The following is a 16,416-nucleotide window of genomic DNA, read 5'->3' on the forward strand; positions in this document are numbered from 1 at the left end:
GGAGACGAATACTCATGTCGAATTCCGTTCAGATGCCGGCTCTCGGAGAGTCGGTCACCGAGGGCACTGTCACTCGCTGGCTCAAGGAAGTGGGCGAAGAGGTCGAGGTAGACGAGCCGTTGCTCGAGGTGTCGACCGACAAGGTCGACACGGAGATCCCCAGCCCGTATGCCGGCACCCTCGAGAAGATCCTCGCCGAAGAAGATGACGTGGTCGAGGTCGGCGGCGACCTCGCCTATATCGGCGACGGCGGCGGCGCGTCCTCCGACGAGGAAGCACCGGCCGAGGAACCCGCCGAGGAGCCTGCTGAGGCACCTGCCGAAGAATCCCCTGCTGAAGAGGCTCCCGCTGACGAAGCACCGGCAGCCGATGAGGCGCCGGCGGAGGATGAGGCGCCGGCGGAGGAATCCGCTCCTGCCGCTTCTGATTCCGGTTCCTCCGAAGGCACCGAGATCACGATGCCCGCGCTCGGCGAGTCCGTCACCGAAGGCACTGTGACCCGTTGGCTCAAGGAAGTCGGCGAAGAGGTCGAGGTCGACGAACCTCTGCTCGAGGTCTCCACCGACAAGGTCGACACCGAGGTCCCCTCCCCCGTCGCCGGAGTCGTCCAGGCTCACCTCGCGGACGAGGACGACACCGTCGAGGTCGGCGCGCCTCTGGCTCGCATCGGTTCCGGTGCCCCGTCCGAATCCGCGCCGGCCGAGGAAGCCCCCAAGGACGAAGCTCCCGCCGAGGCTGCCCCGAACCCGAAGCAGGAAGCCCCCAAGGAGGAGGCCCCGAAGCAGGAGTCGGCTCCCAAGCCGGCCGCAGCCGCATCGGCGCAGTCGGCTTCCGCCGCTCAGGCCGAAGAGCCTGTCGACGCCGCGGCTCAGGCCCCTGCCGCCGCCGACACCGTGGGCGAGAACGCCGCCTACGTCACACCGCTCGTGCGCCGCCTGGCCCGCGAGAAGGGTGTCGACCTCTCGCAGGTCACCGGCACCGGAGTGGGCGGACGCATCCGCAAGCAGGATGTCGAGGCGGCCGCGAAGAGCGCTCCCGCCGCGGCCCCCGCTGCACAGTCCGGCGCACCGGCCGCCGCGTCCAAGGCTCCGTTCAAGGTCGAGATCCCCGAGGAGGTCGCGAAGCTGCGCGGCACCACGGAGAAGGCTTCGCGCATCCGCCAGACCATCGCCAAGCGCATGAGCGAGTCCCTCGATGTCTCTGCTCAGCTCACGCAGGTCATCGAAGTGGATATGTCTCGCGTCGTGAAGCTGCGCAAGGCCAACAAGGAGGCATTCCAGGCCAAGCACGGTTCGAAGCTGACCTATCTGCCGTTCTTCGCGAAGGCCATCGTCGAGGCGCTTCAGGTGCACCCGAAGGTCAACGCGCAGTACGATCTCGAGTCGCAGCAGATCACCTACTTCGATCACGAGCACCTGGCCGTCGCGGTCGACACTCCGCGCGGACTGCTCGTTCCCGTGATCAAGGATGCCGGTGACCTCAGCGTGGCGGGCCTGTCCAAGGCCATCGACGATGTCGCTGACCGGACCCGCAACAACAAGATCATGCCGGATGAGCTCTCGGGCGGAACGTTCACGGTGACCAACATCGGTTCCGTCGGCGCGCTGTTCGACACGCCGATCATCAACCAGCCGCAGATGGGCATCATCGGCACGGGTGCGATCGTGCGTCGCCCCATCGCCGTGAAGACGGCCGACGGCGACGAGGCAATCGCCATCCGTGACATGGTGTACCTGCCGTTGACCTACAACCACCAGCTGGTCGACGGTGCGGATGCGGGACGTTTCCTGCAGACGATCAAGGCACGTCTGGAAGAAGGCAATTTCGAGGCCGATCTCGACCTCTGAACCTGACTCTTCCACACACCTTTCGAGGGGCCGACCACGCATGGTCGGCCCCTCGGGGCATTCACGGCTCGGCGATCTCGCGGACCTCTGCAACGAGCCATCTTCCCTCGACCTTCGCCAGCTCGAATTCGACCGACTGGGCGGCGAACTCCTGCAGAGCGTCACCGCTGCCCGCGCTCGAACGCATGAGCGCCGAGGCGACCACCCGGTCATCGTCGGCGGCAACGATCGTCACGTCCTCGATATCGATCGAATAGTCCGAGTCGGCATATGCCGATGGATCGATGAGCTCATCCGCCGCCGCGGCAGCGGACTCGGGGACCGTCAGCGCCTGCAGAGCCTCGCTATCGCCGTCGCTGAGCGCCGTTGCTCGAGACTCACACAGATCCGTGAGAACACCGGTGACCTCGTCGACGCCGAGAGACGACGCCTGCTCGGGTGACGGGCCGGACCCCTGGCCGGACGACGTTTCCTCCCGGATCGAGGACGCGCTGGACGACCATGATGACCAGACGACGATTCCGCCGAGCAGCGTCAGAGACACGGCGAGGCCGATGAACAGCGTGCTGCGTCCCAGCACTCGCGACAGGGCCATGGCCCTCAGCCGTGACCGCAGTGAATCCAGAGCACCCAGAATCTGAGTCAGCAGTCTTCTTCGTGCCTCCGCTCGCTTCCGCCTCGAACGCCGCGAGCTCTTCGCCCCAGCACGCAGCGGTGAGACTCCTCCGCCGCGCAGAGGCGGAGCCGGAGACCCGAGGTTCGACTCGATATCCCCCGTCGAACCCCGACTCGGCCTGAGTCCAGAGGCCACACGCAGACGCGCCGTGAGCGCCGATTCGGGTGCCGTTGCACTCTCGGCGGGAACCAGCGGCAGCGCAGCGGGTCGGTCGAGGCTCCGCAGCGACTCGGCCGCCTCGGCGAGGGCGGTTTCCAACCCGACATCGGACGCCGCGTCGTCGAGGAGACCGGCGACGAGCGAACGCAGGGCCGACGATGATTCGGCCAGTGCCAGGTCCACCGGCAGCAGAGCCTCGGCCCATGGCCTCCCGAAGACGGCATGGTAGATCATCTCCCCCACGGCCCGCCGCGGCGTCGTCGTTCTCGGCGCGCAGACGCCGGGAATGATCACCGGCCGGCCTTCGGCATCGAGGGCGAAGGACGACAGAGCCAGACGCTCCTCCGGGCGCGTGCAGACCCGCAGTTGTTCGACTATGCCGAGGAACAGCGTGCACAGCTCGGGCTCGGTCAGACCCTGATAGGCGCGGACGACGTCGAGGACGAGCCCACCGGGTGAAGCGGGGACGATGAGAAGGGAACGGGGGCCGTTCGGAAGTGCCACCTCGGCGAGGGCGAGAACACGGGGATGATCGGCATCGAATTCTCTGTGCACGACGCCCCACGCACTGCGACCGTCGGAATCGCGGACACGATGGATATCGTCCGCGATCGTTGCTTGGAACTCCCATGTCATCGTTCGTCATCTCCGTTGATGAAGCTGGATGCCGTTTATTGTCGTTTAATGATGCTCGGTACAGTCGTCCTGTGTCAAGGGCCACAGCCTCGGTGACGGCCTGCAGATGCGAGTGGGAACAAATTGAACACCGACGGCAAGAGTCATAGTGTGGAGCCATGCCCCTGGCCACAGAAACGCTCGGGTTCGCCCCAGTCCTCTCGGACTATCGGCAGACTTGGGAATTGCAGAAGAAGTACCACGACGACGTGCTCGCAGGTGACCGTCCTTCGACGATCCTGCTCCTCGAGCATTCACCGGTCTACACGGCCGGCAAGCGCACCGAGGACTTCGAACGGCCCACCGACGGCACCGATGTCATCGACGTCGACCGCGGCGGGAAGATCACCTGGCACGGACCCGGACAGCTGGTCGCCTACTGCATCTACAAGCTCAACGATCCCAAAGAAGTCCGACTCTTCGTGTCCCAGCTCGAGGACGCGATGATCCGACTGCTCTGCGAGTACGGGATCGAAGCGACCACGATCGAGGGACGTGCCGGCGTCTGGCTGCCGGCCGACGGTCTCCGGCGCGACCGCAAGATCGGCGCCATCGGCATCCGCATCCACGAAGGCGTGACGCTGCACGGTCTGGCGCTCAACTGCAGCAACGACCTCGGCGCCTACGAATCCATCATCCCCTGCGGGATCGCCGACGCCGACACCACGACCATCAGTGCCGAGCTCGGCCGCACGGTCACTCCGGAGGACGTGGCATCGCGACTCGACGAGATCCTGCACGAGACCATCACCGCATAGGAGAACTCAGATGACGATCGCACCAGAGGGCCGCCGCATGCTCCGCGTCGAGGCCCGCAACTCCGAGACTCCCATCGAGGACAAGCCGGCCTGGATCAAGGCGAAGGCCCATATCGGTCCCGAATACACCGCGCTGAAATCGCTCGTGCGCAAGCAGGAGCTGCACACGGTCTGTGAAGAGGCCGGCTGCCCGAACATCTTCGAATGCTGGGAAGATCGCGAAGCGACCTTCCTCATCGGCGGCGAACAGTGCACCCGACGCTGTGACTTCTGCCAGATCGACACCGGCCGACCGGCCGAATTCGACGCCGACGAGCCGCGCCGCGTGGCCGCCTCGGTGGCGGAGATGGGCCTGCGCTACTCGACGATCACCGGTGTGGCCCGTGACGACCTCGACGACGGCGGAGCCTGGCTCTACGCGGAGACCGTGCGCCAGATCCACGACCTGTCCTACGTCGACGGTCGCGGCACCGGCGTCGAACTGCTCATCCCCGATTTCAATGCCAAACCGGATCAGCTCGCCGAGGTGTTCTCCTCGCGTCCCGAGGTGCTCGCGCACAATGTCGAAACGGTGCCGCGCATCTTCAAGCGGATCCGCCCCGCGTTCCGCTACGAGCGTTCCCTGTCGGTGATCACGCAGGCCCGCGAAGCCGGTCTGGTGACGAAGTCGAACCTCATCCTCGGGATGGGTGAGACGAACGACGAGATCATCTCCGCGCTTAAGGACCTGCACGATGCCGGATGCGACCTCATCACGATCACGCAGTACCTGCGTCCCTCCCCGCGCCACCACCCCGTCACCCGGTGGGTCAAGCCTGCCGACTTCGTGATGCTGCGCGACGCGGCCGAGGAGATCGGCTTCCTCGGTGTCATGTCGGGTCCGCTCGTGCGTTCGTCCTACCGTGCCGGTCGCCTGTGGGCCACCGCCATGCGTCGCCGCGGCGAGGAGATCCCGTCGCATCTGGCGCACCTGGACAAGCACACGCCTGCCAAACAGGAGGCGCAGGCGGTTGTGGATACCTTCGGCCCCGGCGAAGAGGTAGACTTGACTGCTGAGCAATGAGCGTCAGCCTCCCCCTGATTTCGGGAGGCGACGCCGCAACGCCCCTCAAGAGCAAGTGAGAGAATGAGCGAAGAACCGCGTAAGGGACTCTTCCGGCGCAAGCCCAAAGATCCGAACAAGAAGCCCGGCCGTCTGGCGCAGATGCGTCAGGTCTATGAGCTGTCCGCCAAACACAACAAAGCGACTCCGTGGCTGTTGGCTGCGGCGATCCTCGGGTGCACGCTCATCGGTCTCATGATCGGTCTGCTCATCGGCGGCACCACCGCGATCTTCACGACGATCCTCGGCTTCATGATCGGTCTGCTGTTGGGCATGTTCATGCTCGGGCGCTTCGCCGAGACCGCCGCATTCGCTCAGATGGACGGACAGCCGGGAGCCTTCGGGGCCGTCCTCAACACCGCTCGTCGCGGCTACCTCATGGACGAGAAGCCCATCGCTGTCGACCCGAAGAGCCGCGATCTCGTGTTCCGCTCGACCGGCCGTGCCGGCGTCGTGCTGCTGAGCGAAGGGCCGAAGGGTCGCAGTGCGAAGCTGCTGGCCAAGGAGAAGAAGCGTCACGAGCGCATCCTCCCCAACGTCCCGGTCCACACCTTCCAGGGTGGCAAGGAAGACGGCCAGCTGACGATGAAGCAGGTCGTTCCGGCCGTGCAGAAGCTGCCGCGCAAACTCAACCGCGCCGAGGTGCTGGCCGTGCGCAACCGTCTTGCCGCACTCGGCACTCAGGGTTCGCGCCCGCCGATCCCGAAGGGAATCGACCCGAACAAGGCCCGCCCGAACCACAAGGCCATGCGCGGACGCTGATCCGCAGACACCCAGCAAAGACGAAGCAGCGGCGCCGACTCGATCCGAGTCGGCGCCGCTCTCATCCCACCACCCCTTGTTGCTACCTGACGGCGGCCCAGCAACCTCGCGCGAGGTTGCTGGGCCGCCGTCAGGTAGCAACAAGGAGGTCAGCGGCGGAGGATGACGGTTCCGGCAGCGAGGTCGTGGACTCCGCGGTTGTCCCGGTTGAAGATGAGGGCGGGGATGACGAGCACAACGAGGAGCGCGCGGATGAGCGACTTGAGCAATCCCGGCACATGGCCGTCGAGACGGCGGACCTCGATGCCGAAGAGGCGATGCCCCACCGAGTAGCCGAGAGTTCCCACGAGCACAAAATTCTCGAGTGCGAAGATGGCTGGAGCCAGGACCGGATTCGCCGGATCGATGAGATTGGCGATCGCCAGACACATCAGCCAGTCGACGAGCAGGGCGAAGATGCGCTTCCACGCCGGGGCCAGAGAATGCGAGCCGCTGACAGGCAGACCGAGCCGCTTTCCGGGCCAGTCGTCGTCATCCCTGTCGAACCGGGGTCCTTCGAGCCAGGAACCAAGGTCGTCACGATTGATCACTCCCCCAGCCTACGGAATCCGAGCTGAATGGATCCTCAGGAAACATGCCCGAAACATGACTGACATCACCACTTCACTCTTCTGCGACTAGAATCGACTGCGGTCAGGACAAACGGCCACCGTACACGAACTAGGAGACCTAAGTGTTCTCGTCTGCTGAAGAACTCGTCAATTTCATTTCGGACAACGACGTCAAATTCGTCGATGTCCGGTTCTGCGACCTGCCCGGTGTGGTCCAGCACTTCAACCTCCCCGCCGCCTCATACGGCACGGAGGAGATCACCGAAGGTCTGCTCTTCGACGGGTCCTCCATCACAGGCTTCCAGGGCATCCACGAGTCCGACATGAAACTGCTCGCCGATGTCACCTCCGCCTACATCGATCCATTCCGTGAGGCGAAGACTCTGGTCGTCACGCATTCGATCGTCGACCCCTTCACCGACGAGCCGTACTCCCGCGATCCCCGCCAGGTCGCGGCCAAAGCCGAGGCTTACCTGCAGAGCACCGGCATCGCCGACACGGCTTTCTACGGCGCCGAGGCGGAGTTCTACCTCTTCGACTCCATCCAGTACGAGAACACTCCCGGCAACAGCTTCTACCGCATCGACTCCGAGGAAGCAGTGTGGAACACCGGCGCCGATGAGGCCGGCGGCAATCTCGGCTACAAGACCCCGCACAAGAGCGGGTACTTCCCCGTCTCTCCACAGGACCACTTCGCTGATATTCGTGACGAGATGTCGCTGACGCTCGAGCAGATCGGGTTCGAGATGGAACGGGCCCACCACGAGGTCGGCACCGCGGGTCAGCAGGAGATCAACTACAAGTTCAACACCCTCCAGCACGCCGCCGACCAGCTGCTCGACTTCAAGTACGTCATCAAGAACACTGCGTTCGCCAACGGCAAGTCTGCGACGTTCATGCCCAAGCCGATGTTCGACGACAACGGTTCGGGAATGCACTGCCACCAGTCGCTGTGGAAGAACGGCGAGCCCCTGTTCTATGACGAGAACGGCTACGGCGGGCTCTCCGACCTCGCCCGCTGGTACATCGGCGGCCTCATCGAGCACGCCGGCGCCGTGCTCGCCTTCACGAACCCGACTATCAACTCCTACCGTCGACTCGTGCCCGGCTATGAGGCTCCGGTCAACCTCGTCTACTCGGCACGTAACCGTTCGGCCGCTATCCGCATTCCTGTCACCGGTTCCTCGCCGAAGGCCAAGCGCCTCGAGTTCCGCGTACCCGACCCCTCGTCGAACCCCTACCTCGCGTTCTCGGCGCAGCTCATGGCCGGACTCGACGGCATCCGCAACCGCATCGAGCCCCCGGAGCCCATCGACAAGGACCTCTACGAGCTCCCGCCGGAGGAGGCCAAGGACATCAAGCTCGTCCCCGGCACCCTCGACGAGGCTCTCATCGAGCTCGAGAAGGACCACGACTTCCTCACCGCCGGGGACGTATTCACCCCCGACCTCATCGAGACATGGATCCGCATCAAGCGTGAGAACGAACTCGATGTCGCTCGCCTGCGTCCGACACCGACGGAGTTCGAGCTCTACTACGCACTCTGATCTCGGCCGGCGGCCGACCTCAGCCGAGCTGAGACCCCGCAGCCGAGTGGAATAGAGTGAGGGCGTCACGGGTTTTCACCCGTGGCGCCCTTTCGGCTCTGCGGCCGCCCACGCGGCCGGTCGGATCACGCACCATCGGAGGGATGGACTTTGACGCATTATGACCTGCTGCTCATCGGCACCGGTTCGGGAAATATGTTCCTCGACAAGCGATTCGCGGGTCTGAAGACCGCCATCGCCGAGGAAAGGCACTTTGGCGGCACCTGCCTCAACGTCGGGTGCATCCCGACGAAGATGTTCGTCTACCCCGCCACTCTGGCCGAGCAGGCCGCCCACGCCGATCGCTACAATCTGACCTCCACCCACCCCGAAGTCGATTGGGCAGGCCTCCAGGAACGCATCTTCTCCCGCATCGACGCCATCGAGTCCGGAGGACGCGAATACCGCAGCAGCGACCGCCAACCCAACGTCACAGTCGTGCCCGAACACGTTCATTTCACCGGGGCGAAGACCGTGCGCACTGCTTCCGGCGAGGAGATCACCGCCGATCGCATCGTCATCGCCGCCGGCGCCCACCCGTTCATCCCCGACATCGCCGGGATCGACATCGCCCGCATCGACACCGACGACTACCCGGTGTTCACCTCGAACACGGTGATGCGCCGCGCCGAACAGCCGCGTCGCCTGGTCATCATCGGCTCCGGGATCGTGGCCATGGAGTTCGCCCACGTCTTCGCCGCTCTCGGCACCGAGGTGACCGTCCTGGCCCGCGGCCCCCGCCTCCTGAGCAATATCGACGAGGAGGCCGCCGACGAGTTCACCCGAATCTTCGACTCCTCCCACACCGTCCTCCACGGGGCCCAGGCGAAGCAGATCGACGTCGCCGACGGCGAGGTCACGCTGACCCTCGAACCCAGCGGGCGCCTCGCCGAGGTGGACCTGTCCGAGACGATCACCGCCGACGGCGTGCTCGTGGCCACGGGACGGGTCCCCAACACCGCCGAGCTCGACGTCGAGACCGCCGGTTTCGACGTCACCGATGGGAAGCGCCTGTCCGTGGACGAATACCAACGAGTCCTCTCCGCCGGACAGCCGGTGCCGGGAATGTTCGCTCTCGGGGACATCTCCTCACCGCACCAGCTCAAGCACGTCGCCAACCACGAGGCGAAGGTCGTCGGCCGCAACCTGGATGCAGATGTCGCGGCAGGAGCGCCGGGCAGTGCACGGACCGCTGACCTCACTGCCGTCAACCATCATGCCGTGCCCGGCGCCGTCTTCTCCTCCCCTCAGGTCGCCTTTGTGGGCATGACCGAGGACCAGGCGACGGAGGCCGGGCACGAGGTCACGATCAAGGTTCAGAAGTTCTCCGACGTCGCCTACGGCTGGGCGATGGCCGATGATCCGGGAATCGTGAAGATCATCGCCGATCGCCACACCCGGCACATCCTCGGCGCGCATATCGTCGGGCATGAAGCCTCGATTCTCATCCAACCGCTCATCCAGGCGATGGCCTTCGGTCAGAAGGCCGACGAGGTGGCCACCGGGCAGTACTGGATCCACCCGGCCCTGCCCGAGGTGGTCGAGAACGCTCTGCTCGGGCTCGAATTCGCCGACTGACTCGTCGACCGTCCTCTGACCCGTCGACCCGAAGTCTGATTCGGCGGTCTCATGCGGGGAACCCGATGACGGCAGCCTGCCGCAGCCAGTGCCTCAGAATTCGTAGAAGCGGTGCTCCATCACGGACCGAGCGTGCCGGGTCGTACGCAGATAGTCGTCTTCGAGATCATGGCCCGCCCCTGCCGGATAGCCGAGCAGGCGGGCCGTGGCCTCGAGCTCGGTGTGATCGGCAGGCAGCGATTCCGCCGTGCGACCGCGGAAGAGCATGACCGCGGAACGCACATCGGTGGCCAGCTGCCAGGCCGCGGCCAGCTGTTCGGCATCGTCGGCCGGAAGCAGACCTTCCTCAGTGGCCACGTCGAGAGCCGACAGAGTAGAGGTCGTACGCAGCCCGTCCACCCGATGCCCATGCCGAAGCTGCAGGAGCTGGACGGTCCATTCGACATCGGAGAGGCTACCTCGACCGAGTTTGAGATGTCGACGCTTATCGGCACTGCGCGGCAGACGTTCATCTTCCATCCGGGCCTTGAGCGTGCGCACCTGCGTCAGCGCCTTCTGCGGCATCTCCACGGGATAGCGCAGCGGATCGATGAGTGCCCGGAAATCGGCGATGAGACCGTCGTCGCCGGCGACCGGACGTGCCCGGAGCAGCGCCTGCGCCTCCCACGGCTGAGACCACTTCGCGTAGTAAGCCTGGTAGGACGCGAAGCTGCGTACCAACGGCCCGTTCTTGCCTTCCGGTCGCAGATCCGCATCGAGGTCGACCCCCTGGGCGCCTTCGCTGGCCTTGAGCCGGGAGGTGAGCTGGAGGGCCACTTTCGTCACATGCTTGCTCAGCTTTCCCCGAGCCTCGGCGTCGAGATCGTCGCTCAAGGGCCGGTAGACGAACATCGCATCGGCGTCGGAGAAGTAGCCGATCTCCCGTCCGCCCCAGCGGCCCATCGAGATGATCCCGAATTCGTAGTCCGGAGTCTCTGGCCCGTCCAAGTCGGTTCGGACCGCCTCCAGGGCACCGCGGACCGCCAGGTCCATGAGATCGGAGAGATCGCCGGGTATCTCGGCCCGATCTCCGACATCGAGGACGTCGCGCAGAGCGATGCGCAGCAGCTCACGGCTGTAGGTCTCACGAATCGGAGTGACCGCGTCGGCCCCGTGGCGTTTGAGCAGTCCGTCGACTTCGGCGTTGAGGATCGCAAGGTCACGGGCGTCGAGGTTCTCGTAGCGATCCAGCCAGGCGACAGCAGCAGGCTGGCGCTGCAGAAGTTCCGTCGCATACCCGGACAGGGAAAGCACCTCGGCCACCGATTTGGCGGCGAGACCGGAGTCACGAAGCATCTTGAGGAACCACCCCGACGATGCCAGCGACTCGCTCAGCCGTCGGAAGGCCAGCAGAGCTCGGTCGGGTTCGACCCCATCGGAGAACCAGTCGAGCAGGGCCGGAAGCACCTGTTTGATGACCAATGCCGTACGCGACATGCCTGTGGTCAGGGCCTTGATGTGGCCCAATGCTCCCTGCGGGTCAACATAGCCGAAAGCCTGGAGGCGATCGGCGGCCGCCTGCAGACTCGTTCCTCGCTTCTGCGCGTCCACGACGGCACCGTGGACTCCCACGGCCGCCTCGAGGATGGGCCGATAGAAGATCTGCTCGTGGAGCCGGGTGACCTGTTTCGCATAGTCGCGGCGGACCTCTTCGAGGCGGTCCCCGGTCCGTGACCCGGAGCGGAAGACGGAGCGGGCCAGCATCCGCAGCTTGGTCTCGTCGTCGGGGATGAGTGCGTTGCGCATCATCCTCGGGATCTGGACTCGGTGTTCGACGACCCGCATGAACCGGTACGCGGTCGAGAAGACCGATGCGTCCTGTTGACCGATGTATCCGTGCTCTCCGAGCTCTTCGAGGGCGACGAGGGTGTTCGGGGTGCGGATGTCCTCATCATTGCGTCCGTGGACGAGCTGGAGCATCTGGGCGGAGAATTCGACGTCTCGCAGACCCCCGCGTCCCAGTTTGATCTGGCGTGGGGCTTCGACTGCCGGGATGAGGTCGACGACGCGCCGACGCATGGCGCGGATCCCATCGATGAAGTCTGGACGGCTGGCCGCCTGCCACACCAGGGGCAGAAGCGTTGCGGAGAACGCCTCCCCCACCTCCACGTCGCCGGCCACGGGTCGGGCCTTGAGCAGGGCCTGGAATTCCCAGTTCTCGGCGATCTCGGCGTAATAGTGTTCGAACTCCGACAGCGTCCGCACGAGTGCTCCGGCTTTGCCTTCGGGGCGCAGCGCCGTGTCGACCTCCCACAGGGCGGGCTCTCCTCCGGCGTCCGAGAGGATGCTGCGCATGCGTTGGGCGAGATCGGTGGCCAGGTTCCTGGCCCCCTCGGTCTCAGCGGAGTCGAGGACGAAGACGACGTCGACATCGGAGACGTAGTTGAGTTCTCGGGCCCCGGTCTTGCCCAGGGCGATGACGGCAAGACGGATGTGGGCCGCCTCATCGAGCTCGGCACGCGCGATGGCCAGGGCCGCGTCGAGTGCGGCCGCCGCCAGATCCGACAGGACGGCCATGACCTGGTCGACGATCTCGCCCGGGGACTCCGCCGACAGGTCGTCGGCGACGAGGCGAAGCACAGCATCACGGTAGTTTCGTCGCAGTGCCTTGATTCCTTCGTCTCCGGTCACCTTCGCACGCGGAGCCGGATCGTCGGGGTCAGCGCCGAGGGCCGAGAGCATCTCGGCGCGCAGGGACACCGCCGAGGCGGCAGGCGTGGAGATCAGCAGGAACGGGTCCGGGGCGAGCAGCAACGGCAGGGAGTCGGGATGTCGGACGAGGTGATCGACCATCGCCTCCGACGTGCCGACGACCGCGAGCAGTCGAGCCAGGAGCGGACGATTGAGTTCATCCTCGGCCAGGTCGCTCTTCGTCCCCGACCTCACCGCGTCCAGCAGCGCCCCGGAATCCTCTCCTGCGGCCTCGACCACGCGGAGCAGACCGAGCGCCGCCCCGTGCGGATCCGGTGCGGCCATGAGCAGATCGACGAACCTCGAGTCAGTGCCCAGGGCCTCACCGAGCAGCTCATCGAGCTCGCGGAGGAAGCGGGCAGTGGCATCCGGGATGCTGGTGGTGCGAGATGTGACTGCGGCCATCACATCGAGGTGAAGTGCTTGGCGATTTCGTACGGAGTCACCTGTGCACGGTAGTCGGTCCATTCCTGCCGTTTGTTGCGCAGGAAGAAGTCGAACACTTCCTCGCCCAGCGTCTCTGCGACGAGGTCCGAGCCTTCCATCAGCTCCAGGGCGTGGGAGAGGCTGCGCGGCAGCGCTTCGATGCCCATCGCTCGACGTTCAGTGGATGAGAGCAGCCAGACGTTGTCCTCGGCCTCGTCAGGCAGTTCGTACCCTTCCTCGATTCCCTTGAGGCCCGCTGCGAGCATAAGCGCATAGGACAGGTATGGGTTGGCCGAGGAGTCGAGAGCACGGTATTCGACCCGTGCGGATGAGGACTTCCCTGAGTTGTACTGCGGGACTCGCACGAGCGCCGAACGGTTGCGATGGCCCCACGAGATGTACGACGGGGCTTCGTGCCCGGTCCACAGGCGTTTGTACGAGTTCACGTGCTGGTTGGTCACCGCGGAGATCTCAGCGGCGTGGGTGAGCAGTCCGGCGATGAACTGGCGACCGGTCTTCGACAGCTGGTACTCAGCACCCGGTTCGAAGAAGGCATTGTTCTCGCCCTCGAACAGGGAGACATGCGTGTGCATCCCATTGCCCGGGTGCTCGGCCATCGGCTTGGGCATGAATGAGGCGTAGACACCCTGAGAGATCGCGACCTCTTTGATCACAGACCGGAACGTCATGACGTTGTCGGCCATCGTCAGCGCGTCGGCATAGCGCAGATCGATCTCGTTCTGACCGGGTCCGGCCTCATGGTGGGAGAATTCCACCGACAGGCCCATGGCTTCGAGCATGGTGACGGCTTCCCGCCGGAAGTCGTTGGCCGTTCCGCCGTTGACATGGTCGAAGTAGCCTGCCGTGTCGACGGGCTTCGGCGCGGTGCCATCGCTGATCCCGGAGACGGGATCGAGGTTGTCGGTCTTGAACAGATAGAACTCGATCTCCGGATGCACGTAGAAGGTGAAGCCGCGTTCGGCGGCTTTGGCCAAGGTGCGCTTGAGGACGTTGCGCGGGTCAGCCGGCGCCGGTTCTCCCCCGGGGACGTGGACGTCGCAGAACATTCTCCCGGTCGGCTCGATCTCCCCGCGCCAGGGCAGCAGAGAGAACGTCGAAGGATCGGGCTTGAGGACCATATCGGCCTCGAATACCCGTGACAGTCCCTCGACTGCCGAACCGTCGAACCCGATGCCTTCGGAGAAGGCGCCTTCGAGTTCGGCGGGAACGATGGCCACGGACTTCAGCTGTCCGAGGACATCGGTGAACCAGAGTCGGATGAATCGCACTTCACGATCCTCGACTGTCCTGAGAACGAATTCCTCCTGACGCGACATCGGTTCAGCCGTTCCACTTCTCGTCGTCTTCGTCCCACTTCTGATTGCGCTCACGTGCCTTCTCCAGCGCGGCGCGGGCGACTTCCTCGGTCTCGTATGGCCCCATGCGGTGGGTCCAATCGCTGACCAGGCCCTTTTCGACGGTGTTCGTCTCGAGGTTGAAGTAGTACTTCGAGTTCGGGTCGTCGATATCTTCGTAGAGTCCCATGGCGAGCCCTCTCTCCTCGGCGGGGTTCTGTATTGACACTTTCAGCTTACCGGTTCACGAGGAGAACTGGCGGCACCTGCCGCTCAATGCCAGGAACTGCGGCTCCTGATACCTCCGGTGCACTCCTGCACCGTCTGGAACCATGGTTTCCGCGGCATCTGGCACTCACACACACTGATTTCGCAATTGGGAAGACGGAAACAGACTTAAAGGTTTGCTCTCCAAACCTTCAAAGGAATAGAGTTGGCACCATCGACGGTCGACGGAGTGGTCGGCCGCCTCCGCCGTTGCGGCTCATCACCAGGAGAGAAGGACACACAATGCGCATTTCAGTGCCCACCGAGGTCAAGAACAACGAATTCCGAGTCGCCATCACCGCTGCCGGTGTCAACGAGCTCGTCGCCCACGGCCATGAGGTCACCGTCCAGGCGGGAGCCGGCGAAGGCTCCTTCATCATCGACGCCGAATACGAGGCAGCCGGAGCGACGATCGCCCCCGACGCGGCCTCCACCTGGGCCGCCGGCGATCTCGTGCTCAAGGTCAAGGAGCCGATCGCCCAGGAATACGGGTTCCTGCGCAAGGATCTCATCCTCTTCACCTACCTCCACCTCGCTGCCGATGAGGCACTCACGAAGGCTCTGATGGAGGCCGGGACCACGGCCATCGCCTACGAGACCGTCCAGCCCGACGGCGGCGGTCTTCCGCTGCTGGCTCCGATGAGTGAGATCGCCGGACGCCTGTCGACTCAGGTCGGCGCGCACAGCCTGCTCAAAGCCAATGGTGGTCGCGGCATCCTGCTCTCCGGGGTCCCCGGCGTCGAGCGGGCGAATGTCGTCGTCATCGGTGCCGGTGTGGCCGGGACGAACGCCGCCCGCATGGCCCTCGGTCTCGGAGCGACCGTTGAAGTCATCGACATCAACATTCCGCGTCTGCGGCAGATCGATGAGACCTTCGCCGGTGCCATCGGCACGAAGGTGTCGAACAAGTACGAGATCACGAAGTCTCTGGCCTCGGCTGATCTCGTGATCGGTTCGGTGCTCATCCCGGGCAAGAAGGCGCCCAAGCTCGTCACCGATGACATGGTCTCCGGGATGAAGCCGGGCTCGGTGCTCGTCGACATCGCCATCGATCAGGGCGGCTGCTTCGAGAACTCACGACCGACGACGCACGATGATCCGACGTTCACCGTGCACAACTCGGTCTACTACTGCGTGGCGAACATGCCCGGTGCCGTGCCGAACACGGCCACGGCGGCACTGACGAATGCGACTCTGCCGTTTGCCGTGAAGATCGCCGATCAGGGGTGGCATAAGGCGCTGTCGAACGATGCGGCCCTGGCTCGCGGCCTCAACATCCACAATGGGCATGTCACGAACGGCTTCGTCGCCGAGGCGTTCGGCTACGAAGCCGTGTCCGTGGCCCACGCCCTGGCCAACTGACCCCTCCCCTTTTATTACTACCTGACGGCGGCTCAGCAACCTCGTGTGGAAACTCGCGACCTTGCTGACAACCTCACTCATTACCTTGCTGACAACCTCGCTCACCAGCGTGCTGACAACCTGACTCACTAGGTTGCAGACACTCTGGGCGGGGTTGTCTTTTCTTCAGTGACATATCGTGACGGTCCGGTCAGCTGGTGCCTCGGATGGGAAATGCTTGAGCAGATAGTCATGCTGTTTCGTCAGCCACGTCTTCGTAGCTCCACGCATTCTGGCTCCAACGACTCTCCACAACGGATACCGCCTGACTGTTTCAGCGGTGCGAATTGGCAGCGGAAAATACACCGCTTCCTCACCAGTGGTCGGGTCGAATAAGGTGTAAGCGTCCTCGGTGAGGGTGAGTCCCATAGAGTGGTGGCATTCCCACCAGGGACTTCACCCCCAAAAATGTGAAGAACCATCGTGGGATCCCGCTAGTAGTTCCGCCAAGAACCTCACGAAAGGCATCCCACGATGGCTGAC

12 protein-coding genes are annotated in these 16,416 nt (G+C 64.5%); 7 read left to right on the forward strand and 5 right to left on the reverse strand.

The genetic code is table 11. The annotated features are described in order from the left end of the window. Positions 1-14 precede the first annotated feature (14 nt). Positions 15-1,847, forward strand: a complete 1,833-nt coding sequence (gene sucB, locus BLIN9172_RS11665; protein ID WP_101555236.1) for a 2-oxoglutarate dehydrogenase, E2 component, dihydrolipoamide succinyltransferase — start codon at positions 15-17, stop codon at positions 1,845-1,847. A gap of 61 nt (positions 1,848-1,908) precedes the next feature. Here the strand turns inward: sucB and BLIN9172_RS11670 are convergent, their stop codons facing one another. Next, the gene (locus BLIN9172_RS11670) at positions 1,909-3,318 is read right to left on the reverse strand and encodes a hypothetical protein (protein ID WP_101555237.1); all 1,410 of its coding nucleotides are present in this window, start codon (positions 3,316-3,318) and stop codon (positions 1,909-1,911) included. Between the two features lie 158 nt (positions 3,319-3,476). Between BLIN9172_RS11670 and lipB the strand changes: the two genes are divergently transcribed. The 3 genes from lipB to BLIN9172_RS11685 all read left to right on the forward strand — a co-directional run bounded on the left by lipB (position 3,477) and on the right by BLIN9172_RS11685 (position 5,979). Next, positions 3,477-4,115 carry a lipoyl(octanoyl) transferase LipB gene (lipB, locus tag BLIN9172_RS11675; protein WP_101555238.1) on the forward strand — a complete coding sequence of 213 codons (639 nt, stop codon included), beginning with the start codon at positions 3,477-3,479 and terminating at the stop codon, positions 4,113-4,115. 10 nt (positions 4,116-4,125) lie between these two features. Beyond that, a complete protein-coding gene (gene lipA, locus BLIN9172_RS11680; protein WP_101555239.1) occupies positions 4,126-5,178 on the forward strand; it encodes a lipoyl synthase in 1,053 nt (350 codons plus the stop codon). Between the two features lie 63 nt (positions 5,179-5,241). Beyond that, positions 5,242-5,979, forward strand: coding sequence for a DUF4191 domain-containing protein (locus tag BLIN9172_RS11685; protein WP_101555240.1), 738 nt, complete (start codon positions 5,242-5,244; stop codon positions 5,977-5,979). A gap of 149 nt (positions 5,980-6,128) precedes the next feature. Here the strand turns inward: BLIN9172_RS11685 and BLIN9172_RS11690 are convergent, their stop codons facing one another. Beyond that, positions 6,129-6,569 carry an RDD family protein gene (locus BLIN9172_RS11690; RefSeq protein WP_101555241.1) on the reverse strand — a complete coding sequence of 147 codons (441 nt, stop codon included), beginning with the start codon at positions 6,567-6,569 and terminating at the stop codon, positions 6,129-6,131. Between the two features lie 143 nt (positions 6,570-6,712). On the opposite strand from BLIN9172_RS11690, the gene glnA (BLIN9172_RS11695) reads away from it, so the two are divergent. Continuing rightward, positions 6,713-8,137: a type I glutamate--ammonia ligase gene (gene glnA, locus BLIN9172_RS11695; protein ID WP_101555242.1), complete on the forward strand. Its 1,425-nt coding sequence runs from the start codon at positions 6,713-6,715 to the stop codon at positions 8,135-8,137. Positions 8,138-8,287: 150 nt separating this feature from the next. Beyond that, complete coding sequence (locus BLIN9172_RS11700) at positions 8,288-9,754, forward strand: mycothione reductase (protein WP_101555243.1); 1,467 nt, start codon at positions 8,288-8,290, stop codon at positions 9,752-9,754. A 93-nt stretch (positions 9,755-9,847) separates the two neighbouring features. On the opposite strand, the gene BLIN9172_RS11705 is transcribed toward BLIN9172_RS11700, so the two are convergent. Genes BLIN9172_RS11705 through BLIN9172_RS11715 form a run of 3 tightly spaced genes read right to left on the reverse strand, consistent with a single transcriptional unit; the run spans position 9,848 to position 14,494 of the window. Continuing rightward, complete coding sequence (locus tag BLIN9172_RS11705) at positions 9,848-12,889, reverse strand: bifunctional [glutamine synthetase] adenylyltransferase/[glutamine synthetase]-adenylyl-L-tyrosine phosphorylase (protein ID WP_101555244.1); 3,042 nt, start codon at positions 12,887-12,889, stop codon at positions 9,848-9,850. Next, positions 12,889-14,247 carry a type I glutamate--ammonia ligase gene (gene glnA / locus BLIN9172_RS11710; RefSeq protein ID WP_025778301.1) on the reverse strand — a complete coding sequence of 453 codons (1,359 nt, stop codon included), beginning with the start codon at positions 14,245-14,247 and terminating at the stop codon, positions 12,889-12,891. Before glnA (BLIN9172_RS11710) ends, BLIN9172_RS11705 begins: the two co-directional genes overlap by 1 nt. 4 nt (positions 14,248-14,251) lie before the next feature. Then, a complete protein-coding gene (locus BLIN9172_RS11715; protein WP_308297964.1) occupies positions 14,252-14,494 on the reverse strand; it encodes a hypothetical protein in 243 nt (80 codons plus the stop codon). A gap of 281 nt (positions 14,495-14,775) precedes the next feature. Here BLIN9172_RS11715 and ald point away from each other — a divergent pair, with 281 nt between their 5' ends. Beyond that, positions 14,776-15,894 carry an alanine dehydrogenase gene (ald, locus tag BLIN9172_RS11720; protein ID WP_101555245.1) on the forward strand — a complete coding sequence of 373 codons (1,119 nt, stop codon included), beginning with the start codon at positions 14,776-14,778 and terminating at the stop codon, positions 15,892-15,894. The last annotated feature ends 522 nt before the right edge of the window (positions 15,895-16,416 follow it).

The sequence above is a fragment of the Brevibacterium linens ATCC 9172 genome, from assembly GCF_900169165.1.
In the GTDB taxonomy this organism is placed as follows: Bacteria; Actinomycetota; Actinomycetes; order Actinomycetales; family Brevibacteriaceae; genus Brevibacterium; species Brevibacterium linens.

Bases quoted from the DNA above. Each gene is read 5' to 3' on its own strand.
- sucB (WP_101555236.1), top strand. From the start codon at position 15: ATGTCGAATTCCGTTCAGATGCCGGCTCTCGGAGAGTCGGTCACCGAG.
- BLIN9172_RS11670 (WP_101555237.1), bottom strand. From the start codon at position 3,318: ATGACATGGGAGTTCCAAGCAACGATCGCGGACGATATCCATCGTGTC.
- lipB (WP_101555238.1), top strand. From the start codon at position 3,477: ATGCCCCTGGCCACAGAAACGCTCGGGTTCGCCCCAGTCCTCTCGGAC.
- lipA (WP_101555239.1), top strand. From the start codon at position 4,126: ATGACGATCGCACCAGAGGGCCGCCGCATGCTCCGCGTCGAGGCCCGC.
- BLIN9172_RS11685 (WP_101555240.1), top strand. From the start codon at position 5,242: ATGAGCGAAGAACCGCGTAAGGGACTCTTCCGGCGCAAGCCCAAAGAT.
- BLIN9172_RS11705 (WP_101555244.1), bottom strand. From the start codon at position 12,889: ATGGCCGCAGTCACATCTCGCACCACCAGCATCCCGGATGCCACTGCC.
- glnA (WP_025778301.1), bottom strand. From the start codon at position 14,247: ATGTCGCGTCAGGAGGAATTCGTTCTCAGGACAGTCGAGGATCGTGAA.
- ald (WP_101555245.1), top strand. From the start codon at position 14,776: ATGCGCATTTCAGTGCCCACCGAGGTCAAGAACAACGAATTCCGAGTC.